At 73.1% G+C, this 24,896-nt stretch carries 22 protein-coding genes; 10 read left to right on the top strand and 12 right to left on the bottom strand.

Features of this window, described 5'->3' with window-relative positions; all coding sequences use genetic code 11:
- Positions 1–85 precede the first annotated feature (85 nt).
- From tuf to AB0F71_RS01145, 5 genes are all read right to left on the bottom strand, one after another.
- Positions 86–1,279 carry an elongation factor Tu gene (gene tuf / locus AB0F71_RS01165; protein ID WP_360226232.1) on the bottom strand — a complete coding sequence of 398 codons (1,194 nt, stop codon included), beginning with the start codon at positions 1,277–1,279 and terminating at the stop codon, positions 86–88.
- A gap of 198 nt (positions 1,280–1,477) precedes the next feature.
- Positions 1,478–3,583 carry an elongation factor G gene (gene fusA / locus AB0F71_RS01160; protein ID WP_360226229.1) on the bottom strand — a complete coding sequence of 702 codons (2,106 nt, stop codon included), beginning with the start codon at positions 3,581–3,583 and terminating at the stop codon, positions 1,478–1,480.
- Between the two features lie 39 nt (positions 3,584–3,622).
- On the bottom strand, positions 3,623–4,093 hold the full coding sequence (rpsG, locus tag AB0F71_RS01155; protein ID WP_030055803.1) for a 30S ribosomal protein S7: 471 nt from the start codon (positions 4,091–4,093) through the stop codon (positions 3,623–3,625).
- A gap of 2 nt (positions 4,094–4,095) precedes the next feature.
- Positions 4,096–4,467 (bottom strand): 30S ribosomal protein S12, encoded by a 372-nt coding sequence (gene rpsL / locus AB0F71_RS01150; protein WP_014144289.1) that lies wholly within the window; start codon positions 4,465–4,467, stop codon positions 4,096–4,098.
- A gap of 409 nt (positions 4,468–4,876) precedes the next feature.
- Positions 4,877–5,425 (bottom strand): DUF1707 and DUF4190 domain-containing protein, encoded by a 549-nt coding sequence (locus tag AB0F71_RS01145; protein WP_360226226.1) that lies wholly within the window; start codon positions 5,423–5,425, stop codon positions 4,877–4,879.
- A 258-nt stretch (positions 5,426–5,683) separates the two neighbouring features.
- Between AB0F71_RS01145 and AB0F71_RS01140 the strand changes: the two genes are divergently transcribed.
- The 4 genes from AB0F71_RS01140 (at position 5,684) to AB0F71_RS01125 (ending at position 10,668) form a co-directional block, all read left to right on the top strand.
- Entirely contained in the window at positions 5,684–6,520 is an 837-nt protein-coding gene (locus tag AB0F71_RS01140; protein WP_360226223.1) for an ABC transporter ATP-binding protein, read from the top strand.
- Positions 6,517–8,148 (top strand): transporter, encoded by a 1,632-nt coding sequence (locus tag AB0F71_RS01135; RefSeq protein WP_360226220.1) that lies wholly within the window; start codon positions 6,517–6,519, stop codon positions 8,146–8,148. Before AB0F71_RS01140 ends, AB0F71_RS01135 begins: the two co-directional genes overlap by 4 nt.
- Before the next feature lie 72 nt (positions 8,149–8,220).
- Positions 8,221–9,504 (top strand): DUF2786 domain-containing protein, encoded by a 1,284-nt coding sequence (locus AB0F71_RS01130; RefSeq protein WP_360226217.1) that lies wholly within the window; start codon positions 8,221–8,223, stop codon positions 9,502–9,504.
- 48 nt (positions 9,505–9,552) lie between these two features.
- Positions 9,553–10,668 carry an ADP-ribosylglycohydrolase family protein gene (locus tag AB0F71_RS01125; RefSeq protein ID WP_360226214.1) on the top strand — a complete coding sequence of 372 codons (1,116 nt, stop codon included), beginning with the start codon at positions 9,553–9,555 and terminating at the stop codon, positions 10,666–10,668.
- 4 nt (positions 10,669–10,672) lie between these two features.
- Here AB0F71_RS01125 and AB0F71_RS01120 read toward each other — a convergent pair whose 3' ends face one another.
- From AB0F71_RS01120 to AB0F71_RS01090, 7 genes are all read right to left on the bottom strand, one after another.
- On the bottom strand, positions 10,673–11,998 hold the full coding sequence (locus AB0F71_RS01120) for a serpin family protein (protein WP_360226211.1): 1,326 nt from the start codon (positions 11,996–11,998) through the stop codon (positions 10,673–10,675).
- A 37-nt stretch (positions 11,999–12,035) separates the two neighbouring features.
- Positions 12,036–13,034: an ADP-ribosylglycohydrolase family protein gene (locus tag AB0F71_RS01115; protein WP_360226208.1), complete on the bottom strand. Its 999-nt coding sequence runs from the start codon at positions 13,032–13,034 to the stop codon at positions 12,036–12,038.
- Positions 13,035–13,054: 20 nt separating this feature from the next.
- Positions 13,055–14,269: a cytochrome P450 gene (locus AB0F71_RS01110; protein WP_360226205.1), complete on the bottom strand. Its 1,215-nt coding sequence runs from the start codon at positions 14,267–14,269 to the stop codon at positions 13,055–13,057.
- Positions 14,270–14,361: 92 nt separating this feature from the next.
- The gene (locus tag AB0F71_RS01105; RefSeq protein WP_360226202.1) at positions 14,362–14,973 is read right to left on the bottom strand and encodes a hypothetical protein; all 612 of its coding nucleotides are present in this window, start codon (positions 14,971–14,973) and stop codon (positions 14,362–14,364) included.
- Between the two features lie 122 nt (positions 14,974–15,095).
- Positions 15,096–15,776, bottom strand: coding sequence for a response regulator transcription factor (locus AB0F71_RS01100; RefSeq protein ID WP_360226199.1), 681 nt, complete (start codon positions 15,774–15,776; stop codon positions 15,096–15,098).
- A complete protein-coding gene (locus AB0F71_RS01095) occupies positions 15,773–16,960 on the bottom strand; it encodes a sensor histidine kinase (protein WP_360226196.1) in 1,188 nt (395 codons plus the stop codon). Before AB0F71_RS01095 ends, AB0F71_RS01100 begins: the two co-directional genes overlap by 4 nt.
- Before the next feature lie 148 nt (positions 16,961–17,108).
- Positions 17,109–17,783, bottom strand: a complete 675-nt coding sequence (locus tag AB0F71_RS01090) for a DUF4097 family beta strand repeat-containing protein (protein ID WP_360226193.1) — start codon at positions 17,781–17,783, stop codon at positions 17,109–17,111.
- Positions 17,784–18,027: 244 nt separating this feature from the next.
- Here AB0F71_RS01090 and AB0F71_RS01085 point away from each other — a divergent pair, with 244 nt between their 5' ends.
- From AB0F71_RS01085 to AB0F71_RS01060, 6 genes are all read left to right on the top strand, one after another.
- Positions 18,028–18,747, top strand: coding sequence for a Crp/Fnr family transcriptional regulator (locus AB0F71_RS01085; RefSeq protein WP_360226190.1), 720 nt, complete (start codon positions 18,028–18,030; stop codon positions 18,745–18,747).
- An 89-nt stretch (positions 18,748–18,836) separates the two neighbouring features.
- A complete protein-coding gene (locus tag AB0F71_RS01080) occupies positions 18,837–19,688 on the top strand; it encodes a hypothetical protein (protein ID WP_360226187.1) in 852 nt (283 codons plus the stop codon).
- Positions 19,685–21,871: a hypothetical protein gene (locus AB0F71_RS01075; RefSeq protein WP_360226184.1), complete on the top strand. Its 2,187-nt coding sequence runs from the start codon at positions 19,685–19,687 to the stop codon at positions 21,869–21,871. Before AB0F71_RS01080 ends, AB0F71_RS01075 begins: the two co-directional genes overlap by 4 nt.
- 42 nt (positions 21,872–21,913) lie before the next feature.
- Positions 21,914–22,864 carry a hypothetical protein gene (locus AB0F71_RS01070; RefSeq protein ID WP_360226181.1) on the top strand — a complete coding sequence of 317 codons (951 nt, stop codon included), beginning with the start codon at positions 21,914–21,916 and terminating at the stop codon, positions 22,862–22,864.
- A 17-nt stretch (positions 22,865–22,881) separates the two neighbouring features.
- On the top strand, positions 22,882–23,397 hold the full coding sequence (locus AB0F71_RS01065) for a Pycsar system effector family protein (RefSeq protein ID WP_360226178.1): 516 nt from the start codon (positions 22,882–22,884) through the stop codon (positions 23,395–23,397).
- Positions 23,398–23,518: 121 nt separating this feature from the next.
- Positions 23,519–24,856, top strand: coding sequence for a M48 family metalloprotease (locus AB0F71_RS01060; protein WP_360226175.1), 1,338 nt, complete (start codon positions 23,519–23,521; stop codon positions 24,854–24,856).
- Positions 24,857–24,896: the final 40 nt, after the last annotated feature.

Raw genomic sequence — 24,896 nt, 5'->3', positions numbered from 1 at the left:
GTCAGACGCCGAAGGGCCCCACGCACCGTGCGGTGCGTGGGGCCCTTCGGACGAGCCTGACGGGGCAGGCAGGTCAGAGCCTCGATTACTTGAGGATCTTGGTGACCTGGCCGGCGCCGACGGTGCGGCCACCCTCACGGATGGCGAACTTGAGGCCCTCCTCCATGGCGATCGGCTGGATCAGCGCGACGGTCATGGCGGTGTTGTCGCCCGGCATGACCATCTCGGTGCCCTCGGGGAGGGTCACGACGCCGGTCACGTCCGTGGTACGGAAGTAGAACTGCGGGCGGTAGTTGTTGAAGAACGGGGTGTGACGGCCACCCTCGTCCTTCGACAGGATGTAGGACTGGGCCTCGAAGTCGGTGTGCGGGGTGACCGAACCCGGCTTGATGATGACCTGGCCGCGCTCGACGTCCTCGCGCTTGATGCCACGGAGCAGCAGACCGACGTTCTCACCGGCCTGGCCCTCGTCGAGCAGCTTGCGGAACATCTCGATGCCGGTGACCGTGGTGGTGGTCTTCTCGGTCTTGATGCCGATGATGTCGACGGTCTCGTTGACCTTGAGGATGCCGCGCTCGATGCGACCGGTGACGACGGTGCCACGACCGGTGATCGTGAAGACGTCCTCGATCGGCATCAGGAACGGCTGGTCCACGGCGCGGGCCGGGGTGGGGATGTTCTCGTCGACGGCCTTCATCAGGCCGAGGAGCTTCTCGCCCCACTCGGCGTCGCCCTCGAGGGCCTTGAGCGCGGAGACGCGGACGACCGGCAGGTCGTCGCCCGGGAACTCGTACTCGGAGAGCAGCTCGCGGACCTCGAGCTCGACGAGCTCCAGGATCTCCTCGTCGTCCACCATGTCGGCCTTGTTCAGGGCGACGACGATGTACGGAACGCCGACCTGGCGGGCCAGGAGGACGTGCTCCTTGGTCTGCGGCATCGGGCCGTCGGTGGCGGCGACCACCAGGATGGCGCCGTCCATCTGGGCGGCACCGGTGATCATGTTCTTGATGTAGTCAGCGTGACCCGGGCAGTCGACGTGCGCGTAGTGCCGGTCCTCGGTCTGGTACTCGACGTGCGCGATCGAGATGGTGATACCGCGCTGACGCTCCTCCGGGGCCTTGTCGATCTGGTCGAACGGCGTGAAGGGGTTCAGGTCCGGGTACGCGTCGTGCAGCACCTTGGTGATGGCCGCGGTCAGCGTGGTCTTGCCGTGGTCGATGTGACCGATGGTGCCGATGTTGACGTGGGGCTTCGTCCGCTCGAACTTCGCCTTGGCCACTGAGTCCTCCTGAGGACAGTTCCTGTACGCCGTGCTGACGTCAGTTGGTCTTTGATTCGGGCCCGGCCCGGGTGCCCTGGGCACCTCGCGCCGCCCCGTGGGTGTGGGGGGCCGGAGGTCCCGGGAGGATCCGGACGGATCCTCCCGGGTCGCCTCCTAACAGCCTAAGGGGTGTGAATCATCCCGAAAATCGGGAGGTCACTCGCCCTTGGACTTGGCGATGATCTCCTCAGCCACGGCCTTGGGGACCTCGGCGTACGAGTCGAACTGCATCGAGTAGCTCGCGCGACCAGAGGTCTTGCTGCGCAGGTCACCGACGTAGCCGAACATCTCGGAGAGGGGCACCAGCGCCGTGACGACGCGGGCACCGTGACGCTCGTCCATGGACCGGATCTGGCCACGGCGAGAGTTGATGTCGCCGATCACGTCGCCCATGTAGTCCTCGGGCGTGGTGACCTCGACGGCCATCATCGGCTCAAGAAGGACCGGCTTGGCCTTCTTGGCGCCTTCCTTGAAGGCCATCGAACCGGCGATCTTGAACGCGAGCTCGGAGGAGTCGACGTCGTGCGCCGCACCGTCCAGCAGCTTCACGCGGACACCCTGGAGCGGGTAACCGGCGAGCACACCGAACTCCATGGCCTCCTGGCAACCGGCGTCGACCGACGGGATGTACTCGCGCGGAACGCGACCACCGGTGACCAGGTTGACGAACTCGTAGCCCTCGGCCTGCTCGAGCGGCTCGATCGCGATCTGCACCTTGGCGAACTGACCGGAACCACCGGTCTGCTTCTTGTGGGTGTAGTCGATGCGCTCGACGGCCTGACGGATCGTCTCGCGGTACGCGACCTGCGGCTTGCCGACGTTGGCCTCGACCTTGAACTCACGGCGCATACGGTCGACGAGCACCTCGAGGTGCAGCTCGCCCATACCCGCGATGATGGTCTGGCCGGTCTCCTCGTCCGTGTTGACCTGGAAGGACGGGTCCTCCTCGGCGAGACGCTGGATGGCGACACCCAGCTTCTCCTGGTCACCCTTGGACTTGGGCTCGATGGCGACGCGGATGACCGGGGCCGGGAAGTCCATGGACTCCAGGATGACCGGGTTCTTCTCGTCGGCCAGCGTCTCACCGGTGGTGGTCTGCTTGAGGCCCATGACGGCGACGATGTCGCCGGCGCCCACCGACTCGATCTCCTCACGCTTGTTCGCGTGCATGCGGTAGATCTTGCCGATGCGCTCCTTCTTGCCCTTGACGGCGTTCAGCACCGAGGTGCCGGACTCCAGGCGACCGGAGTAGATCCGGACGAAGGTGAGCTTGCCGAGGTGCGGGTCGGACATGATCTTGAACGCAAGGGCGGCGAGGGGCTCCTCGTCCGAGGCCTTGCGGGAGATCTTGGTGTCCGGGTCGTTCGGCTTGGTGCCCTCGATGGACTCGATGTCCAGCGGCGACGGCAGGTACTTGACGACCGCGTCGAGCAGGGGCTGAACGCCCTTGTTCTTGAAGGCGGTACCGCAGAAGATCGGGGTGAAGTCCGAGTTCAGGGTGCCCTTGCGGATCGCGTCCTGCAGCAGCTCGACCGGGATCTCCTCGCCCTCCAGGGCGAGCTCCATGACCGCGTCGCTGAAGTTCGACACGGTGTCGATCAGCTGCTCGCGGTACTCGTCGGCCTGCTCCTGCAGCTCGGCCGGGATGTCGACGATGTCGTACATCTCGCCCTTGGCGGCCTCGGCCGACCAGACCAGCGCCTTCATGCGGACCAGGTCGACGACGCCCTGGAAGTCCGCCTCGGCACCGATCGGCAGCTGCATCACCAGCGGGGTGGCGCCGAGGCGCTCCACGATGGTGTCGACGCAGAAGAAGAAGTTCGCGCCCGTGCGGTCCAGCTTGTTGACGAAGCAGATGCGCGGAACGCCGTAGCGGTCAGCCTGCCGCCACACGGTCTCGGACTGGGGCTCGACACCGGCGACACCGTCGAACACCGTGACGGCACCGTCGAGGACGCGCAGCGAACGCTCCACCTCGACGGTGAAGTCGACGTGACCCGGGGTGTCGATGATGTTGATGGTGTGGTCGGCATCGTCGACGGTCCAGTGACAGGTCGTCGCGGCCGACGTGATCGTGATGCCGCGCTCCTGCTCCTGCTCCATCCAGTCCATGGTGGCAGCGCCATCGTGGACCTCACCGATCTTGTACGACACGCCGGTGTAGAACAGGATCCGCTCGGTGGTGGTGGTCTTGCCCGCGTCGATGTGCGCCATGATCCCGATGTTGCGGACCTTGGCGAGGTCAAGGGAGGTTGCAGCCATGGTGGCTCGTTCTCTCTCTGTCTAGTGACGGGGTACGGACTACCAGCGGTAGTGCGCGAAGGCCTTGTTGGACTCGGCCATCTTGTGGGTGTCCTCGCGACGCTTCACGGAAGCGCCCAGGCCGTTGCTGGCGTCGAGGATCTCGTTCATCAGGCGCTCGGTCATGGTCTTCTCGCGACGGGCGCGGGAGTAACCGACCATCCAGCGCAGCGCCAGGGTGCTGGCGCGGCCCGGACGGACCTCGACCGGAACCTGGTAGGTCGCGCCACCGACACGGCGGGACTTGACCTCGAGGGCCGGCTTGACGTTCTCCAGCGCACGCTTGAGCGTGACGACCGGGTCCGAGCCGGTCTTCTCACGGACGCCCTCGAGGGCGCCGTAGACGATCCGCTCGGCGGTGGAGCGCTTGCCGTGCAGCAGGATCTTGTTGACCAGCTGGGTGACGACAGGGGAGCCGTAGACCGGGTCGATGATGACCGGGCGCTTCGGGGCGGGGCCCTTACGAGGCATTCTTACTTCTCCTTCTTGGCGCCGTAGCGGCTGCGGGCCTGCTTGCGGTTCTTGACACCCTGGGTGTCGAGCGAACCGCGGATGATCTTGTAGCGGACACCAGGAAGGTCCTTCACACGACCACCGCGCACCAGCACGATGGAGTGCTCCTGCAGGTTGTGGCCCTCGCCCGGGATGTAAGCGGTGACCTCGATCCCGCTGGTGAGGCGCACACGGGCGACCTTGCGGAGAGCCGAGTTCGGCTTCTTCGGGGTGGTCGTGTACACACGCGTGCAGACCCCACGACGCTGCGGGGAGCCCTTCAGCGCGGGAGTCTTGTTCTTCTCGACCTTGTCCTGCCGGCCCTTTCGGACCAGCTGCTGGATCGTAGGCACCGTTTCTCCGTTTTCTGTGTGCCAAGGCTTGGTGGAACTAACCTGCGGTGTCTCCCTCGCACACGGCCCCGTGGTCGACCCACGCGGTCGGGTGTGTTGGGCTATTCCGACACGGAATCCCATGAGCTGATGTACAGCGACGGCGCTCTACGCGCGGCGCGCTTTGAGGCGCTCCGGCTCGGCGCGGCGACCGGTGTGCATGCACGCACAAGGACCCGGGGACACCCCAGGCACAAGGTCAGAGCGTACCTAGCGCATGGGGCTCGGTCAAAACAAATGCAACGCCGCAGGTCGCGGCCTTCGGCCCGGTGTCGCCCCGGTGTCCCGTACGCGACCGGCCGGTGTCGGGCCGCCCTCCACCCGCTCTACCACAGTCGGCGGGCACCCGCCAACGGGGCGTCCGGGGCCGTCAGAGGATGCCCAGCATGATCACCAGCAGCCAGAAGGCGCCGCCCAGGTAGCCGAGCACCAGCCCGAGCACCGCCGCCCAGTCCCCGTCCATGTTGCGCTCGCGGATCTGCTGGCGGGCGAGGTGGCCGGTGACCAGCGCGGGCACCACCGGCAGCGCCAGGAAGCCGGTCAGGCCGCACACCAGGGAGATCACCGCCAGCGCGCTGGTGGGCCGGGCCTGCGGCACCGGCGGCGGCAGCAGGAAGGTCGCCGGGACGGGCTGCGCGGCCTGCAACGGCGCCGCCATCGGCCCGGACGGCAGGTCGGCCACCAGCGCGGCCAGCTCGCCGTAGGTCACCGCCCGGGCGGCCGCCTCGTGGCGCTGCCCGTACTCCTCGGCGGACAGCCGGCCCTCGGCGAACCCGGCCTTCAACACGTCCACCGTCCGGTCCCGGTCGGCGTGGCCGGCCCGCATCGCCGACTGCTGGTTCGGCGCAGGCGGCCAGCCGGCCGCCCGCCGGCCGTACCGGTCGGCGGGGCGGGACTCGCCCCACGGTTGAACGGACATCCGCCACCTCCCGGGCGCCGCGGCACCCCCGCGCGCTCACTGGTCCTCATAGTGCAGGACGAACCGGGGAACTGAGTAGTTGCCGAATCCGACCGGCAGCTCCCGGAGACCGCCGCCGAGCGGCGCGCCTCACCCGTTCGGCGGACAGGCTCAGGGGATGCTCAAAGCAGGCGACAGCCCGTCGGGCCGGTGCCAGGCTGGGCTCCGGAGCGCCGCACCACCTCACGTCCACCCCACGACCAGAGACAGAAGGCCGCCATGCAGGCGTCAGAACCGTCGCCCTCCGAACCGACCACCGCCGACCGGCCCGGGCCGGGCACCCCGTCCGCCGTCAGCATCCAGGGGCTGTGGAAGCACTTCGGGACCCAGGCCGCCGTCGCCGGGCTCAGCCTGGAGCTCCCCGCCGGGTCGTTCATCGGCCTGGTCGGGCCGAACGGCGCCGGCAAGACCACCACGCTGTCCATGGTCACCGGCCTGCTCCGGCCCGACCAGGGCACCGTGCTGGTGCACGGCACCGACGTCTGGGCCGACCCGGTCTCGGTCAAGGCCCGGATCGGCATCCTGCCCGAGGGCCTGCGGATGTTCGAGCGGCTCAGCGGACGCGAACTGCTCCAGTACACCGGCCGGCTGCGCGGCCTGCCCGGCGCCGAGGTGGACCGCCGCGCCGAGGAGCTGCTGGCCGTCCTGGACCTCGGCAGGGACGCCGACAAGCTGGTCGCCGACTACTCCACCGGCATGCGCAAGAAGATCGGGCTGGCCGCCGCGCTGCTGCACAACCCCGACGTGCTGTTCCTGGACGAGCCCTTCGAGGGCGTCGACCCGGTCTCCGCCCAGACCATCCGCGGCGTGCTCAAGCGGTACGCGGCGGCCGGCTCCACCGTGGTCTTCTCCAGCCACGTGATGGAGCTGGTCGAGCAGCTCTGCGACTGGGTCGCCGTGGTCAACGCGGGCCGGGTGATCGCCCAGGGCCCGCTGGACTCCGTCCGCGGCGGACGCAGCCTGCACGCGGCCTTCCTGGAGCTGATCGGCGTCCGCGAGGACGACGGCCAGGCCCTCGGCTGGCTCGGCGGCGGCCGCGCCGAGGACGCCCGGTGAGCGCCGTCACCGCGCCCGTCACCGCCGTGCCGGACGACCGGACGGTGGTCCGCGGCCTGGTCGCGCTCAAGCTGCGGCTGCTGCGCAACGGGCTGCGCCGCAGCCGGGGCCGGGCGGCCGTGTACGTCGTCGGCGGCGTCCTCGGCCTGGCCTTCGCGGGCCTGATCGCCTTCGGCATGGCGATGCTCAACGGGCGCTACGAGGGCTCCGGCAACACCGGGGTGATGCTGGTCGGCGTGCTCACCCTGGGCTGGGCCGCGCTGCCGCTGTTCCTGTTCTCCAGCGACGAGAGCGCCGACCCGACCCGGCTCACCATGCTGCCGCTGCGGCCCGGCCCGCTGCTGCGCGGCTCGCTGCTGGCCTCGCTGCTCGGGCCCGGTCCGCTGATCAGCCTGGTGCTGGTGACCGGCGCGGTGCTGTCCGGCGCCACCGGCGGCGCCTCGGCCGCCACCGCGGTGGTCGCCGTGCCGCTCGCCCTGCTCTGCCTGGTCACGCTGTCCCGGGCGGTCGCGGCCGGGAACGCCCGGATGCTCTCCAGCCGGCGCGGCAAGGACTTCGCGATCTTCGGCGGACTGGCCTTCGCCCTGCTCGTCCAGGGCGCCAACGTCGGCTCGCAGAGCATCTTCGGCCGGCAGCACGACCGGGACATCGACCTCAGCCCGCTCAAGCCGATCGCCGCGGTGCTGCGCTGGATCCCGCCGGTCAGCGCCGCCGACGCCCCCCGCAGCGTCGGCGCGGGCGAGTACGGGGCGGCGCTGCTCCAGCTCGCCGCGGCCGGCGCGCTGCTCCTCCTGCTGCTGCGCTGGTGGCGGAACAGCCTCCAGGAGCTGATGGTCACCGCCGACTCCTCCACCCTGGAGGTGGCCCGCGGGGTGCAGAGCGCCCGGGGCTGGCGCTTCCTGCCCGAGGGCCGCACCGGCGCGGTGATGCAGCGCCACCTGCGGTACGCCTGGCGTGAGCCGCGGGCCAAGGCCGCGCTGTTCACCAGCGTCGGGATGACGCTGGTGATCTGCCTGCTGTCGGTGGTGCAGGGCTGGTCGAGCGTCTACCTGCTGGCGATGACCGGGACCTTCCTCGGGCTCCAGATGCTCAACCTGTTCGGCATGGACGGCTCGGCGTTCTGGATGGTCGCCGCCACGCTGCGCACCCCGGCCGACGCCCGGGACGAACTGCGCGGCCGGGCGTACGCGGTGCTGTCGTACGCCGTGCCGGTCACCGTGGTGCTCGGGCTGGTGCTGGCCGCCGTCACCGGCGAGTGGGGCGAACTGCCGTCCGCCCTCGGCCTCGCGCTGGCGGTGCTCGGCGGCGGCATCGCGCTCGGCTCGGTGTTCAGCGTGCTCGCGCCGTACACCATGCCGGCCGACAGCAACCCGATGCGCAACGCCGCCCCCGGGCAGGGCGGGCTGATCCTGCTCAACCAGTTCGGCTCGATGCTCGGTGTCGCGGTGCTCTCCCTGCCGGTCGGCGGCTACCTGCTCTGGGCGCTGCTCTCGGACGGGCCGAGCTGGCCGCTGCTGCTGCTCGGCCCGGCCTACGGCGCCCTGGTCGCCACCCTGGGCATCCGGCTGGCGGCCCCCCGGCTGCTGGAGCGTGTGCCGGAGATCATGGCCAAGGCCATCGAGCGGTAGGGCTTGTCTGCTCGGCCGCTCCGGCATCATGGGCCGGAGGGGCCGGGCCGTCGAGGAGAGCAGGGACACACCGTGGGCAAGCGCGCGCAGCAGGGCGACGGGAACGCCGGGCCGCTGCTGGAGCAGGCGGTGCGCTCGGTGCTCACCGTCCCCGACGAGGGGCTGGACCTCGCCCTGGACACCGGGGCCTCGCTGCTGGCCGCCTCGGCCGGGCAGTGGCCGGCGGTCAGCCGGGCGGTGCTCAGGTACGCGGACTCCGCGGTGGGCCGCTGCTGGTCCGCGGGCTGGCGCCCGGCGGACCTGGTGCGGGTGGTGCGGCGCGGGCTCAAGCCCGTCCACCTGGCGCTCGCGGTGGACCTGATCGCCGCCGAGTCCCGCCGCCACCCCGCCGCCGCCCTGGACCGGCGCTGGCAGGAGCAGCTGCGCGAGTTGGAGGCCGAGGTCTGGTGGCCCGCGGACGAGCAGTACCTCGGCGCCTTCGCCCACCGCCACCGGCTGGACCGCTTCGCGCTCGCCACCGCCCTGCTGGAGCTGCTGCGCAGCTGGGGCCGGCTGCCCCCGATCGCCCCGGTCGGCCCCGCGCCCGGGCAGCCGGGGCAGGCCGGGCCGGCCCGACGCCCTGCCGGGCCGGTGGCCGGCGAGCCGCGGATGCTGGCCCGGATCCGGGCCCTGCTGGCCAAGGCCGAGTCCACCGAGTTCCCGGAGGAGGCCGAGGCGCTGACCGCCAAGGCCCAGCAGCTGATGGCCCAGCACAGCATCGACGACGCGCTGCTGGCCGCCGCCGGGGCCGACCGGAACACCCCGGCGGCGCTGCGGATCGGCGTGGACAACCCGTACGAGGGACCCAAGACGATGCTGCTGGACGCGGTCGCGGCGGCCAACCGCTGCCGGGTGGTGTGGGCCAAGGAGTTCGGCTTCTGCACCGTGATCGGCTTCGACGGGGACCTGGACGGCGTCGAACTGCTCTACACCTCGTTGCTGGTGCAGGCCACCCACGCGCTCAACAAGGCCGGGTCCGGCAAGGACTCGCGCAGCAAGGCGTTCCGGCAGTCCTTCCTGGTCGCGTATGCGGCCCGGATCCGCGAGCGGCTGACCGCCGCCACCGAGCGGGCCACCGACGCCGCCGCGGCCGGCCGCCACCTGCGCGAGGACGGCACCGAGGAGCAGCTGCTGCCCGACGAGCGGCTGCTGCCCGCGCTGGCCGCCCGCTCGGCGGCGGTGGACGAGGAGGTCGGCCGGCTGTTCCCGAAGCTGGTCTCCCAGCGGGTCCGGGTCAGCGACGGCGAGGGCTGGGCGGCCGGGCGGGCCGCGGCCGACCGGGCCGCCCTGCACGGGCGGGGCGAGATCCACACCTGACGGCCCGCCTGATAGAAACGACCCGCCACGAACGAAGGGGGATTCGACGTGACGGAGTCGGCGGCGGAGTCCGGATACCGGGACCGGGTGCGCGGAGCGCTGCTCGGCGGCGCGATCGGCGACGCGCTGGGCTGGCCGGTGGAGTTCCAGCAACTCCACCAGATCCAGGAGCGGTTCGGCCCGCAGGGCGTGACGGCGCTGCCGTCCGGGAGCGCCGGGTCGGTGGAGGTCACCGACGACACCCAGATGACGCTGTTCACCGCGGAGGGGCTGATCCGCGGCTTCGTCCGCGGCTGGTCCGGCGGCGGCGGCTCCGTCCCGGAGGCCGTGCACGGCGCCTACCGGCGCTGGCTGCGGACCCAGTACCAGGGCGCCCCGGACACCGGGCCGCAGCCGCGCCCGTACGACGGCTGGCTGCTCGGCCGGCCGTTCCTGTACGCGCGGCGGGCGCCGGGCAACGCCTGCCTGAGCGGGGTGTCCGAGCACCCAGTGTTCGAGGCACCGGCCCCGATCGGGAGCCCGGGGCCGATCAACCCCGGCTCCAAGGGCTGCGGTTCGGTGATGCGCGCGGCGCCGTTCGGGCTGGCCCGGCTCGGGGTCGAGCAGTCCTTCGGGCTGGCCGTGCAGTGCGCCCAGCTCACTCACGGGCACCCGACCGGCTACCTCGCCGCAGGCGCCTTCGCGGCGCTGGTCGAGCGGCTGGCGGCCGGGACGGAGCCGTGGGCGGCGGTCGGGGAGACGGTCGAGCAGATCCGCGAGCTGCCGAGGTCCAAGGAGACCGTGCAGGCGCTGGCCCGGGCGGTCCGGCTGGCCCAGGAGGCCGAGCCCTCGGCGGACACGGTGGAGCGGGTCGGGCTCGGCTGGATCGCCGAGGAGTGCCTGGCCATCGCGGTGTACTCGCTGCTGGCGGCCACCCTCGACCCCGATCCGGTGCGCACCGCGCTGCTGCTGTCGGTGAACCACTCCGGGGACAGCGACTCCACCGGCGCGGTCTGCGGCAACCTGGTCGGGGCCGCGTACGGCGCCTCGGCGCTGCCCGCCGACTGGGCCGAGGCCGTCGAGGGGCGGGCCGAGCTGCTGACGGTCGCGGACGACCTGCTGGTGCTGTTCGGCAGCCGTGACCCGGGCCACCCGGCGCTCGGCGGGCGCTACCCGGCCTGGTAGGGGGCTACTTCGCCTGCGGGTCGGTGACCTGCCCCAGGAACAGCGGCCGCCCGTTCGACGTGTCCCGGACCAGGAACAGGAACGGCCGGTCGATGTGCAGTTCGGCGGCCTGACGAGGGGCGGGCACCGCCGCGACGCCGGCCACGGCGCCGCTGCCGGCCGCCGCGACCGTGCCCTCCTCGTTGACCTGCACGGTGGCCTTCTGCACCACCGTGCTGACGGCGAGCGGCGGCTGCTCGGCGATCCCGGTGAGGTCGGCGGCGTCGAAGGCCGAGTGGACGCCGAGCGAACGCAGCGCGGGGGTGAGCTCGTTGGACGTGTCGAAGTGGAAGCGCGGCAGCTGGAGGTCGACGGGCTGCGCGCTGAGGGCGCCGAGGATCCGGTCCAGCTGGGGCTGGTCCAGCCCCTTGGTGAAGGCGGCGAAGCCGCCCTGCGCGGGGACGATCAGATCCATCGCCAGGTTGCCTCCCGCGTAAGGGAGTTCGACGGCCTGCCAGGGCTCGCCGACGATTCCGCCGGAGCCTTCCGCGTACCTGAACTCGCCGGTCTGACTCATCGTGGAGACGTTCGAGGCGGTGCCGTCCAGCTTGCGGAACGGGCGGTCGGCGGTCTGCCCGGGCTTGAACTCGGCGGCCCACTTCGCCTTGAGGTAGAGCGCGTCGGTGAGGACCACGCGGGTGTCGGCGTTGATCGCGCCCGGCGCGAAGAGGTCCTTGACGCGCCCCTCGGTGGCCTTCTCCACGGCCGAGTCGACCGCCTTGCGGCTGCCCTCCGGGTCCTTCTTGAAGTCGGTGGTGTGCACTCCGGCGTCGAAGGCGGTGGCGAGGGTCGCCAGGTAGTCCGGGTTCACCGGGAAGCCCTGCTGGGTCCAGACCTCGTCGGCCTGGTGCAGCGTGAGCTGGTCGCCGTTCTTCGTCCGCCGGTCCAACGCGCCGACGGCGAGCGCGTACTGCTTCGGGTCGAGCTCGGTGTGCAGGGCCTTGGCCAGCTCCTGCGCGGTCGCGCCGCGCGCGCCCGGCATCAGCATCCCGAGCACGGTGGCCAGCCCGACGGGCGAGACCACGGTGTTGCGCCCGGCCCCGCCGGGCGACGCGGTGAGAGCGTGCAGGAGGTCCAGGCCGAAGGCGTCGGTGGCCTTGGCGGTGGCGGCCACCGAGGCCTGGTCGACGGCGGGCCGGGTGGCCGGTGCGGAGGCCCGCTGCTCCCCGGTGGCGGTGGTGCCGGTACTGCCGCAGCCGCTGACCAGCGGTGCGGCGAGCGCGGCGGCGAGGAGCAGTGCCGCGGGGCGGCGGGGCGGGCGACGACGGGTTCCGCTGCTGCTGTTCGTCATGGCCCTTCGACGCGGCGCCCCGCCGGCCGGTTCCCGCTCAGTCCCAGAGGGCGCCGAACTCCAGCAGTTCGTCCCGGTGCTCGATCCGCTCCACCCACTCCGCGGGCCAGGCCGCCTCGCCGTGGTGCGCGCCGGCGAAGGCGCCGGTCAGGCAGGCGAGCGAGTCGGAGTCGCCGGAGCTGTACGCGGCCCGGCGGACGGCGGCCACCGGGTCGTCGGGCAGCAGCAGGAAGCAGAGCAGGCCGGTGCCGAAGGCCTCCTCGGCGACCCAGCCCTCGCCGGTGGCCAGGCAGGGGTCGGCCTCCATGTCGGGGGCGGCGAGGGCGGCCTGCACCTGGTCGAGGACCTTGAGGCAGTCCTCCCAGCCGCGGGCGAGGACGGCCTGCGGGGAGGCGCCGTACCAGCGGTCGGCGAGGTCGCCGAGCCAGAACTCGTCGTAGCGCTCGCGGCTCGCCAGCGCGTACGCCCGTAGCACGGCGGGCAGGCCGGCGGGCGGGACGCCCTCGGCGAGCTTGCGGACGGCGTACGCGGTGAGGTCACTGGCGGCGAGCGCGGTCGGGTGGCCGTGGGTGAGCGCGGACTGCAGCTGGGCGGCGCCGGAGAGCTGCCGGGCGTCCAGTTCACGGATCAGGCCGATCGGGGCGACCCGCATGTTGGCGCCGCAGCCCTTGGAGCCCACGTCGCTGGCCTGCTGCCAGCGGTACCCGTCGCGGCTGAGCCGCTCGCAGGCGCGCAGGCAGGTCATGCCGGGGGCGCGGTTGTTCTCCGGGGAGCGCCACCAGTCGACGAACTCCGCGCGGACCGGGCGCTCCAGGCGCAGCGGGGTGAGGGGCCCGCGCGCCAGGGCGGTGCGCAGGCCGCGGGCGAGGGCGAGCGTCATCTGGGTGTCGTCGGTGACCAGCGCCTGCTCCGGCAGCGGGAGCCGCCGCCAGTCCGGGTGGTCGGCGGCGATCCGCTCGACGTCCTGGAACTCGGTCAGCCGGCCCATCGCGTCGCCGATCGCCAGCCCCAGCAGTGCCCCCGTCGCCTTGCCCACGGCCTTCTCCCCGCTTCCCGTCACACTTCGACCAACAGCTCCTTGAGCCCGCGGATCACGTAGCCCGGGTTCCACTCGGGCTCGCGGACCAGCCGCAGGCCCGGGGCCCGGCGCAGCAGCGTGCCGTAGGACTCGGTGAGCTCCAGTCTGGCAAGGGGGGCGCCCAGACAGAAGTGGATTCCGGCGCCGAAGGTGACGTGCGGGTTGTCGGTGCGGCCGAGGTCGAGACGGTCGGGGTCGGCGAAGCGCTCCGGGTCGCGGTTGGCGGAGCCGAAGAGCAGGGCGATCTCGGCGCCGCGCGGCACGGTGACCCCGCGGACCTCGATGTCCTCCAGCACCCACCGTTCGAACATCTGCAGCGGGGTGTCCCAGCGCATCAGTTCCTCGACGGCGGTGGGCAGCAGCCCGGCCACGTCGCCGCGCAGCCGGGCCAATTCCTCGGGGTGGCGGAACAGCGCCCACCAACCGTTCCCGGTGGTGTTGACGGTCGCCTCGTGGCCGGCGTTGAGCAGCAGCACGCAGGTGGAGACCATCTCCTGCTCGCTGAGCGCGTCGGAGCCCTCCTGGGCCTGGATCAGCGCGCTGATCAGGTCGGTACCCGGGTTGCCCCGGCGCTCGCGGATCAGGGCGCGCAGGTAGTCGGAGAACCCGATGCTCGCGGTGACGGCCCGGCGGGCGGCCTCCTCGCTCGGGTTGAGCTCGAACATCCCGGTGATGTCGGCGGACCAGGGGCGCAGCAGGTGCCGGTCACTCTCCGGCACGCCGAGCATCTCGGCGATCACGGCGACCGGCAGCGGCTCGGCGACGGCGGAGATCAGGTCGCCGCCGCCGGCCGCGAGCAGGTCGTCGACGAGCTCCCCGGCCAGCCGCCGGACGGTCGGCCGCAGCCCTTCGACCATGCGCGGGGTGAAGGCCTTGGAGACCAGCCGGCGGATCCGGGTGTGGTCGGGGGCCTCCAGGTCGAGCAGCCCGTGGTCGTTGAGGGTGTGGAAGGGCTCGTGTGCCGGGTCGGGCTCGGGGCGGCCGAACTCCTGGTGGCTGAACCGGTGGGTGTAGGTACGGCCGAGCCGCCGGTCGCGCAGCAGGGCGCTGACGTCCTCGTGGCGGGAGACCAGCCACTGGTTCGTCGGCTCGTGGTACGTCACCGGCGCGTGCTCGCGCAGTTCGGCGTACGCGTCGTACGGGTGGGCCACGAACTCCGCCGACCAGGGGTCGAACTTCGCCGTCGTCGTCATCGCTCGATCACTCCAGGCCGTGAGGGGAAGCCGGGAAGATCATCGTATGCATGCGGTACGTCCGTAAAGGGTCCTTACGCCCCTTCCGGTTCTCAGGCGACGGCCGGGGTCCGCGCGACGCCCTGGCGGACCAGCGGGGCGAGGGCGGCGAGGTAGCAGACGGCGGCCACCGGGATGAAGGCCAGGTCGGCCGCCGTGGCCACCGTGCCGACCAGCATCAGCACCGGGCTCCACCAGCGCAGCGCCCGTCCCGCGCCCACCGAGGCCGCGATCAGCATCGCCAGCAGGCCGACGTAGAACAGCAGCGGGCCCACCTGGTACACCGCCGCGGACACCCCCGGGACGTCCTGGATCCTCTCGAACATCCGCGACTGATCCGGCTTGTCCGCCGCCTTCAGGCCGACCACCAGGTCGATCCCGATCTGCACCAGTGAGCAGGCCAGGCCCGCGAACGCCGTCCCCAGCGCGGCGTTCGCGGCCAGCCGCCCGGCCGCCGTGCGGCGCGGGGCGAGCACCCGGCGCAGGGCCAGGAGGATCGGGACGAACAGCAGCAGGCCCGCGAACATCGCGGTGTGCCCGGCCGTCCAGCCCGGGCCCGGCTCGCGGGAGCCGGGCACCAGACGGATGCCGCCGTACAGGGCCATCAGGGCGGTCGCGCCGAGGATGGCGTACGCAGTGCGGCGCGGGTGCAGATCGGCGTTCATTTCGAGCCCTCCGTCAGGTGTCCGTCGGTCCGTTCCGACACCGCAGAGCCTCTCCCCCGACACCCTCGTCACGGATCGCCCGCACCGGTGAACTGCCCGCCTCCCTCTCGCGGGTGAGGTCCTCAGCCCTCGCCCGCGACCACCGCACCGGCCTCGTACGCGAACACCACCGCGTGCACCCGGTCGCGCAGCCCGAGCTTGCTCAGCACATTGCTGACGTGGGTCTTCACGGTGTGCTCGCTGACCACCAGCTCGGCCGCGATCTCCGCGTTGGACAGCCCGCGCGCGATCAGCCGCAGCGTCTCCTGCTCACGCAGGGTCAACTGCTCCAGCAGCCTGGACGGCGGCCGCACCGCCCGCTCCCGGCCGCCCGGGCGGCGGGCCGCGAACTCGCCGATCAGCCGCTTGGTCACCGAGGGCGCGAGCAGCGCCTCGCCCGAGGCCACCATCCGCACCCCGTGCGCCAGGTCGTCCCGGCGGACGTCCTTCAACAGGAAACCGCTGGCGCCCGCGTACAGCGCGTCGAAGACGTAGTCGTCGATGTCGAAGGTGGTCAGCATGATCACCTTGGTGGCCGGGAACTCCTCGCACACCCGGCGGGCCGCCTCCAGGCCGTCCATCACCGGCATCCGGACGTCCAGCAGCAGCACGTCCGGGTTGTGCGCGCGCACCGCCTCGACCGCCTCGGCGCCGTCGCAGGCCTCGGCGACCACCTCGATGTCCGGCTGGGCGTCCAGGATCATCCCGAACCCGGCCCGCACCAACTCCTGGTCGTCCGCGACCACCACCCGTATCGGCGTCATCCGCCCACCCTCTCCACCACGCCCGCCGGCCCCAGCGGCAGCCGGGCACTCACCAGGAAACCCCTGCCGTCCGGCCCCGGACCGGCCTCGGCCCGGCCGCCGCAGGCCGCGGCCCGCTCGCGGATGCCGACCAGCCCGCGCCCGCCGGACCAGCCGGCCACCGTACGGTCGGCGGCCAGCGGCACCCCGCGACCGTTGTCGGAGACCACCACCTCCAGCACCCCGTCGGCCCGCCCCACCCTGATCGCGACCCGGTCCGCCCCGGAGTGCTTGACCGTGTTGGTCAGCGCCTCCTGCACGATCCGGTACCCGGCCGCCTCCACGTCGGCGGGCAACCCGCCCAGCCCGTCCGCGAGTTCGAGGTCAACCCGCAGGCCGGCCCCGCGCACCCGCTCGGCCACGTCGGCGAGTTCGGCCAGCCGGGGCTGCGGCGCCAGCGCCCGCTCCGCCTCCGGGTCCTTCAACACGCCGAGCACCCGCCGCAGTTGCACCATCGCGTCGCGGCCCGCGTCGGCGATGGTGTCGAAGGCGCGGATCGCCCGGTCCGGGTCGTGGCGCACCACCAGCGGCCCGGCCTCGGCCTGGATGACCATCAGCGACACCGCGTGCGCCAGGATGTCGTGCATCTCCCGAGCGATCCGGGCCCGCTCCTCGGCGACCGCCCGGGCCGCCTCGCTGGCCGCCCGCACCCCCGCCTCCCGCGCCCGCTCGGCCTGCATCCGGGCCAGCTCCCGCTGGGTGCGCACCAGGGCGCCGAAGACGAAGGAACCGCCCGAGGTCAGCACGCTGAACAGCGCGCCGTTCGGCGAATGGGTACCGAGCACATTCGCGGCCACCACCACCGCCAGTACCGGCCAGCGCTGCCGGTCGGGGAAGCGCTCCGCGACCGTGTACATCCCGATCACCGCGTACAGCGGCACCTGCGGGTTCGCCGAGTGCGCCACCACCGACACCACCAGCGAGGGCGCGGCGCCCACGATCAGGACCGGCAGCGAGGCCTTGCGCCGCCAGGGCAGGAACAGCGCGGTGGACACCGCCAGCAGGTACACCCACCAGGGCCAGTCGGTGTCGTCGTTGTAGACCGACCAGACCGACACCGCCGCCGAACAGGCCGCCAGGAAGGTGTCCAGCACGTACGGGCTCAGCCCGGCCGTCCGGCTCCGCCAACGCGCCGCGCGCTCCACCGTCGCACCTCCCCCGTACCCGGGGACGCCGTCCCCGCGGAGAAGATCATGCCCTACCGGCAGAACCACCGGCACCGCCCGGCCGGGCACCGCCGGCTCGGACAGCACCGCCCGGCCGGGACCCGCGGGCTCGGACAGCACCGCCCCGTCAGACACCGCTGACCGTCACGCCGCCGCTCTCCGACCGCGCCGTGATGCTGTGCGCCGCACCCGGCCGCGAGGGGACACCGATGTCCGCCCCGCCCGACCCCGCCTGCGCGTCCACCACGTACGCCTCCCCGGACGGCACCCGCAGCCGCACCCCGCCGTTGCCGACCCGGGCCTCCAGTGCCGACGGCGCCGCCGCGAAGTCGGCCCGCACCCCGCCGTTGGTCGCGCTCAGGTGCGCCGTCGGAGAGGTCAGCCCGGTGGCCTCGACCCCGCCGTTCTCCACCGCGGCCGTCACCTCGGCGGACAGCCCCGTCAGCCGCACCCCGCCGTTCTCCTCCTTGATCCGCACCTTGGTGCCGGCCGGCACCTGCACCTCGTACCCCACCCCGCAGGACTCGCAGGAGTACCCCAGCCGCAGCACGCCGTCCTTCACCTCGTGGGTGCTCCTCGGCGCGGACCCCCGGTAGTTCTGCTTCTCGACGACGTGCACCGAGTCACCGGTGCCGGTCACCACGACCCCGCCGTTCTCCCCCTCGACCACCAGCTCCTTGACCGCCTCGGCCACCCCGTACGTCACCGTCCGGTGCTCGTCCGACTCCAGGAACGGCAGGCACGCCTGCATCCCCAGCACCACCGCCGCCGTGATCGCCACCGCGCCCAGCACCCGCTTCATGTCCGGCCCCCTTCGCAAGCCCCGTCGTCCCGACACCGAGAACCCTCTTTCGGCCGGCCCCCTCGGCACCTCCCTCCCCGGAGCGGTTCCCGTCCCTCCCCCGTGCGGGGGAGGGGAGCCGGAGGGCCGGGGATTTCACGGATTCACCAGCGCCGCGGCCGCTCCGCCGGTAGCTTGTTTGCCCGCGCTCGGCGTTCCGGAGCCCGACCGCGCCAAGGCGAAACCGACGAGGGCTGATCAGGCAATGGCCAACACCCCGCCCGGCGGACCAGGTCCCGCGACCGGGCACGGCCTGGACGACCGCGTGCCCTTCCTGGCCCGGCTCGACCACGCCGACCGCACCGCCCTGCTCGCCCTCGGCCACCGGCTCGACTACCCGGCCCGCTCCACCGCACTGCGCGAGGGCGAACCGTCCGACCACGTCCTGCTCGTCCTGCACGGCTGGCTCAAGGTGACCGCCCTCGCCGAGAACGGCTACGAGGCCCTGCTCGCCCTGCGCGGACCGGGCGACATCGTCGGCGAGTCCGCCGCCCTCAGCGGCCGGCCCCGGGCCGCCACCGTCACCGCGCTGGAGCAGGTCTCGGCCACCGCCGTCGACCGCGCCGCCTTCACCGCCTACCTGCGGAACACCCCCGCCGCCTCGATGCAGCTCCTGGCGCTCTCCACCGACCGGCTGCGCGCCGCCGACCACCACCGGCTCAAGTCCGCCTCGCTCAGCGTCAGCGAGCGCCTCGCCGACCTCCTGCTGGAACTCGCCCGCACCCACGGCCGCCGCACCGCCGAGGGCATCGTCGTCTCCGTCCCGCTCAGCCAGCAGGAACTCGCCGGCTCCGTCGGCGCCTCCCGCGAGGCCGTCGCCCGCCTGCTCAAGTCCCTGCGGGACCGCGGCATCGTCGTCACCAGCCGCCGCTCCCTGGTCATCGCGCGCCCCGACCTGCTCCGGAGGCCCGGCCAACTCCGTTGACCCGCGCAGATGTTCTGTGCACACCGTCACAGAGCGAGTACCGCAACGGCGCTCACGCCGACCTGCCCGGCACGGGCAGGCTGAGGCCGATGACGAATCGAGAGGCGACCATGACCGATCCGGTGAACCACACCATCCTGCTGCTGGACATCGAACAGTTCGGCCGGCGGGACGACGTCGAACAGGCCTTCATGCGCCGGATGCTCTACGCCGTCCTGCACGAGACGCTGCGCAGCGCCGGGGTCGAGCCCGCCGAACAGCGCCTGGAGGACCGTGGCGACTCGGTGATGGCCCTGATCAGCGCCACCGTCCCCAAGACCGGGCTGCTGCACGCGCTGATCAACGAGACCCCCACCCTGCTGCACGCCAACAACCGCCTCGCGGCCGCCAGCGCCCGGGTACGGCTGCGGATCGTGCTCGCCTCCGGCGAGGTCGCCGTCCAGGAACTCGGCGGAGCCCTCGGCGGCGCCGTCGGCTGGGACCTCAACCAGGCCTTCCGACTGCTCGACTCGGCCCCGCTCCGGGAGGCCCTCCGGCACCGCGACGGGCCCTGCGTCCTCGCCGTGTCGGACGCGCTCTACCAGGGCATCGTCCGGCACGGCCACGGCGGCCTGGCTCCGGAGGCGTTCCACCGGGTCACCGTCCAGGGCAAGGAGGGCGAGTTCCCGGCCTGGCTGCACGGCGAACCCGCCCCCGGCACCCTGGACCCCGCACCGGTGGGCGCCCCGTCCGCCGCCCAGCCCCAGGCCCAGACCCCGGTGCCGGTGGCCGCCCAGGCCCCGGCCCCGGCCGCCGCTCCCCAGGGCGCCGCCAGCTTCCAGTTCCTCGGCGGCACTCCGACCTTCGGCGGCAGCCTGATCGGCGGCGACCAGCACACCGTCTCCGGCGGCCAGGTCCACGGCGACGTCAACACCGGCAACACCATCGGCGGCGACCGATGACCGCCACCGCCGAACCGGAGGCCGTGGAGCAGGAGGACGGCCTCCAGGAAACCCCGCCCGAGGACCCGCAGAACGCCGTGGAGGCCGTCCAGGAACTCCTGGAGCACGTCCCGGACTCCTTCGCCGGCCGCAACTACCTCTTCGCCGGCGGCAATCCCGGCTTCGGCGGCAGCCTGATCGGCGGCGACCAGCACACCGTCTCCGGCGGCCAGGTCCACGGCGACGTCGTCACCGGCCACAAGACCACGATCTACCAGCTCGGCGGGGCCGCCCTGCACGCCTCCGGGCTGGTCCCGACCGTTGAACTCACCGCCCTGGCCGAGGTCTTCCAACCCGGACCGGCCTTCGACCAGGCCCTCGCACACCTCCGCGAGCACCGGGTGCTGATCCTCACCGGCCGGGCGGACACCGGCCGTCGCTCCGCCGCGCTGATGCTGCTGCGGCAGCTGGGCAGCGAGCGGATCCGGAACCTGGACCCGGATGTCACGCCCACCGCACTGCTCAACGGCGTCGAACGGGCCGAGGGGTACGTGCTCACCGACTACACGGCCTCCCGCACCCGCCCGCTGCTCCGCTCCGACCTCGACCGCCTGCGCGAGACCCTCGCCAAGCAGGACGGCTACCTGGTCATCACCACCACCCACGCCCACACGATCCGTGAACTCCCCACCGTGGGCTGGCTACCGCCCGACCCGGGGCTCGTCCTCGGCGCCCATCTGCGGGCACTGCGGGACGACGGCGTCCCCGTCGAGGAACTGCTCGCCCTGGAGCCCGTCGAGGGGTTCCTGGCCAAGTACCCGCCGATCCGGGAGATCGCCGAGTTCGCCGTCAGGTTGGCCGACTACTCGCCGCAGACCGGCAGGCCCGCCGACCTCGCCGACTTCGGTCGGGGCGCCGTCCAGGAGAAGGTCGGCCGCTGGTTCGGGGACGACAAGCTCCCCCTCCACGAGAAGGCCTTCCTGATCTCCCTGGCCGTCTTCGACCACGCCCCCTACACCCTCGCCGCCGAGTGCGCCGACTCGCTGTTCCGCCGCCTGGAGACCATCCGGACCGCCGGGGAGCCGGACGGCATCCCGCCGTTCGGCAGCTCGATCGAGGACCGCATGGCCCTCGCCCGGGCCGAACTCACCGAGGAGACCGAGCAGACCCCCTGGGGCCCGGTCCCCCAGCGGATGGCCTCCTTCCTGGACCCCCGCACCTCGCCCACCCTGCTGCGCGAGGTCTGGACGGGCCACCCCTCCGCCCGCCCCGCGATCACCGGCTGGCTGAACGCCCTGGCCACCGACTCCCGCGCCCTGGTCCGCACCCGGGTGGCCTCCACCACCGCCCTGCTGGCCTCCGTCGACCTCTCCGCCACCATGAGCGGGCTGCTCGGCCCCTGGTCCGGCGCCAAGGACTTCCGGCTCTGCCTCCAGGCCGCCAACAGCCTCGCCCTCGCCTACCACGCGGGCACCGGCGCCGTCCCGCGCATCCTGCGCGGCTGGGCCGGGGACGACAACGCCCGCCGCCGCTGGACCGCCATCCGCTGCTACGCCCTGCTCGGCCCGCTGCTGCCCGCCCAGGCCCTGGAGGCCTTCGCCCTGGCCGCCGAGCGGCTGACCCCCGGCGAGCTCGACCAGCTGGCCGCCGGGTTCCGGCCCGGTGCGCAGCCGTCCGAGCAGCCCGACCGCCACCAGGCACTCGGACTGCTCGAAGCGGCCGAGCTGATGCTGCTCTCCGCCGAGGCCGAGCTGACCCTGCGCACCCTGGTCCGCTGGCTCTCCGGACCGGCCGCCCTGCGGCAGCTGGCCCTGGCCGCCTTCCTGACCGCCGCGCAGCGCACCGAGGACACCGTCGTGGGCCGGCCGCTGCTGCTCGACTGGTACGCCCGGAGCCCGCGCCCCGAACCGGGGAGCGTGCACAGCGTCACCGTGCTGCCCGCGCCCGAGGAGCCCGCCCCGGTCCGGGCGCTCCTGGTCGCCCTGTGGCGCACGGCCCTGGAGGACCCGCACTACCGCGATGCCGCCCTGGGCGTGCTGCGCGGCTGGCTGATCGGCGCCGCCGACCAGCCCGGGACCACCGCCCGGCTCACCGAACTCTTCGACGACCTGGCCGTCACCGAGCGCGACCGCCAGCGGCTCGACCACCTGGTCCGCACCGTACGCGCCGGCGGCCCGGCGACCACGGCGCTGCCCGGCAGCTGAAACAGCACCGTCCGATCCGTCCCGATCCTGGAGCACCCGCGCATGTCGGCACGACACCGCCCCGACCTCCCCACCGGAGACCTGACAGACCCGGTCCTGACGGTCCACCCGCTGGGCCGCGCGCTCGGCCTGCCCAAGCGCCCCGCCGCCCGGGCCGACTCCGCCCTCGTCCTGACCACCCCGTCCGGTGAGCACCAGGTCTACCTCCCGCCGCACCGCCCGGGGTTCAGCGACCTGGTGGGCCGCAACTACCAGGCCGCGTACGAGGTCGACCTCGGCCTGCACCACCTGCGGGCCGAGGAGCGGCTGCCCGGCCGGGACGACGTCGGCGCCTTCGAGGCCGTGGTGGAGATCGACTGGCAGGTGTCGGCCGCGGAGCTGGTCGTGGCGAGCCGGATCCGCGACGTCCCGGCGCTGCTGGTCCCGCGGATCCGGCAGCGGATGCGGGCCGTCACCCGGCACCTCTCCACCGACCGGAGCGGCGAGGCCGAGGCCGCCGTCCAGGAGGAGCTGGACGGGCACCCGGTCGCCGAGGCCGAGGGCCTGCGGGTGCGCTGCACCGTCCAGTTGGACATCGACCAGGCCGCCCGCGAGCAGAAGGAGCGGCTGCGCGGCTACCACTTCGACACCCAGGCCCACCCGCACGCCCTCCGGCAGGTCCAGGAGGCGAACGAGATCCTCGCCGCGAAGGCGAAGTTCTACCAGTACCACCTGGAGCAGGGCGGGGTGACCGCCTGGGCCCTCCAGGTCGCTGCCCACCCCGAGGACCTGCCGCGGGCGCTCGGCTACCTCCGGGAGGAACAGCAGGAGCTGGTCCAGGGCCAGCTCCACCTGATCCAGCGGCTGCTCGACCAGAACGGCCTGGAGGAGTTCGAGCTGGAGGGCCCGCGCCAGGAGGCGAAGGCCGCGCTCGAAGCGATCCTGCGCCACCGGCCTTCGGGCCCGGACACGCCCCGGCTCGACAAGGGCCCGAACCCCCCGTCGTCCCGGTGAACCCGAGGAGTCCCGCCGTGTCCGCCTCCGCCGGTACCGCCCCGGTAGCCCCGCCGCCGGGCGCCGCCCTGCTCGCCGAGCTGCGCACCGAGATCGCCCGCGCGGACAGCAAGGCGGCCGTCCTGGTGGCCGCCCTCGGCGTGATCGTCGGGGTGCTCGGCGGCCTGCTCACCAGCACCGGCTGGGCGCCGCAGCAGCTCTCCGGCGCGGCGAAGGCGCTGCTGGCCCTGGGCGGCCTGGGCATCGCCGTCTCCCTGGTCTCGCTGCTGCTCGCGGTGCTGCCCCGCTTCCGGCGCAGCACCTGGCGCCCGGGCCGCCCGCTCGGCTACTTCGGGGACATCCGGCTGGCCGCCGAACAGGGGCTGCTCACCGAAGCCCTGGCCGACACCGAGCGGTTGGCCGCCGAGGCCGTCCGCGCCGCGCTCGCGGAGAACAGCCTGATCGCCGCGCGGAAGCACTCCTGGGTCCGGGTCGGCATCCTCGCCTTCGGCGCCGGCCTGTTCCCGCTGGTCACCGCCCTGCTGCTGGGCTGACCGCCCTCCGGGGCGGTCCAGCACCGTCCCGCACCGCTCAGCACCGCTCAGCACCGTCCTGCCCTTGCCCGTCACCGTACGGACGCCGCCGTGCGCGCGTCCCGTCCCCGAGGACCCCGCCATGACCGAACCGACCTACCCGGACGCCACACCGCCGCAGTACCCCGGTGCCCCGCCGCAGTACCCGACGGCCGCCCCACCACAGCACCCGACCGTCCCGCCGCAGTACCCGACGGCCACTCCGCAGTACCCGACGGCGGCGCCGCCCGCGTACCCGGCCGCCACTCCCCCGCCGCCGCCCCCGTACCCCGCGCCCGCCCCGCAGCCGCCCGCCCCGCCGCAGTACCCCACCACCGTCCCGCCCCAGTACGCTCCTCCGCCCCAGCCCCAGCCCCAGCCCCAGCAGCCCCAGCCCCGGCACCCCCAGCAGCCCCCGCACATCCCCGCCCAGGGCTTCGCCCCGCCGCCCGCCCCGCCCCGGCCCCCGGTCCTCGACCCCACCGTCGACATCGACCCGCACACCGGCCGGATCCACCTGGCCGCCCGCCAGCGCGGCGCCGACGCCACCGCGGTCGGCCAACTGCTGCTCCAGCTGCCGCACTTCCTGTGCAGCCTGCTGGTCGTCACGCTGGTCTCGGTGTTCCTCCCCGAGCCGCTCAACCTGGTGCTGATCGGCCTCTGGCTCGCCTCCGGCGCGCTGGTCTTCCACCGCCCGACCGAGAAGGTGCTCGCCCGCTACCTGTTCCGGATGCGTCCGGCCCTGCACTCCGAGCTGACCAGGCTGGAGCCGATCTGGCACCAGGTGACCGCCAAGGCGGGGGTGAACCCGGCGACGTACGACCTGTGGATCGAGGACCACAAGGCCGTCAACGCCACCGCGGCCGCCGGCCACATCGTCGGCGTCACCCGGTACGCGCTGGAGACCCTCCCCGACGCCCAGCTCGCCGCCGTGCTCGCCCACGAGCTCGGTCACCACCGCGGCGGCCACGCCTGGGCGACCCTGCTCGGCTACTGGTACTCGATGCCGGCCCGGATCGCCTGGGTGGTGTTCCGGATCGCCGCGGTCCTCGCGTTCCGGATCGCCTCGGTGTTCTCGCTGCTCGGCGCCCTCGTGGTCGGGCTGGTCGCGGTGGTCCTGGTGGTGGCCGTGGCCGTCTCCTTCCCGCCGCTGCTGCTGGTCCTGGTCACGCCGTACCTGCTGGCCGCGGTCGGCCGCCGCTCCGAGCTGAGGGCGGACGTCCAGGCCGCCGAACTCGGTTTCGCCGACGCCATGATCGAGGTCTTCCACGGCTTCCTGCGGGACGAGGAGGAGGCCCTGGCGGCGGCCGCGCGGGAGAACGGGGGCCGCGCCGTCCGCCCGGGCCTGGGCCAGCGGCTGCTGTCCAGCCATCCGGACACCCACACCCGGATCCGCCGGCTGGAGGACTGGCGCGCGGCCGCGGCCACCCCGGCCCGGTAGGGCCGGAGACACCGGCCGGGAAACGCCGCAGGGCGGCCAC

The sequence above is a fragment of the Kitasatospora sp. NPDC028055 genome (genome assembly GCF_040637885.1).
Classification (GTDB): Bacteria; Actinomycetota; Actinomycetes; order Streptomycetales; family Streptomycetaceae; genus Kitasatospora.
The sequence above is the reverse complement of the archived record's forward strand: the minus strand, read 5'-3'. Positions and strand labels throughout refer to the sequence as shown.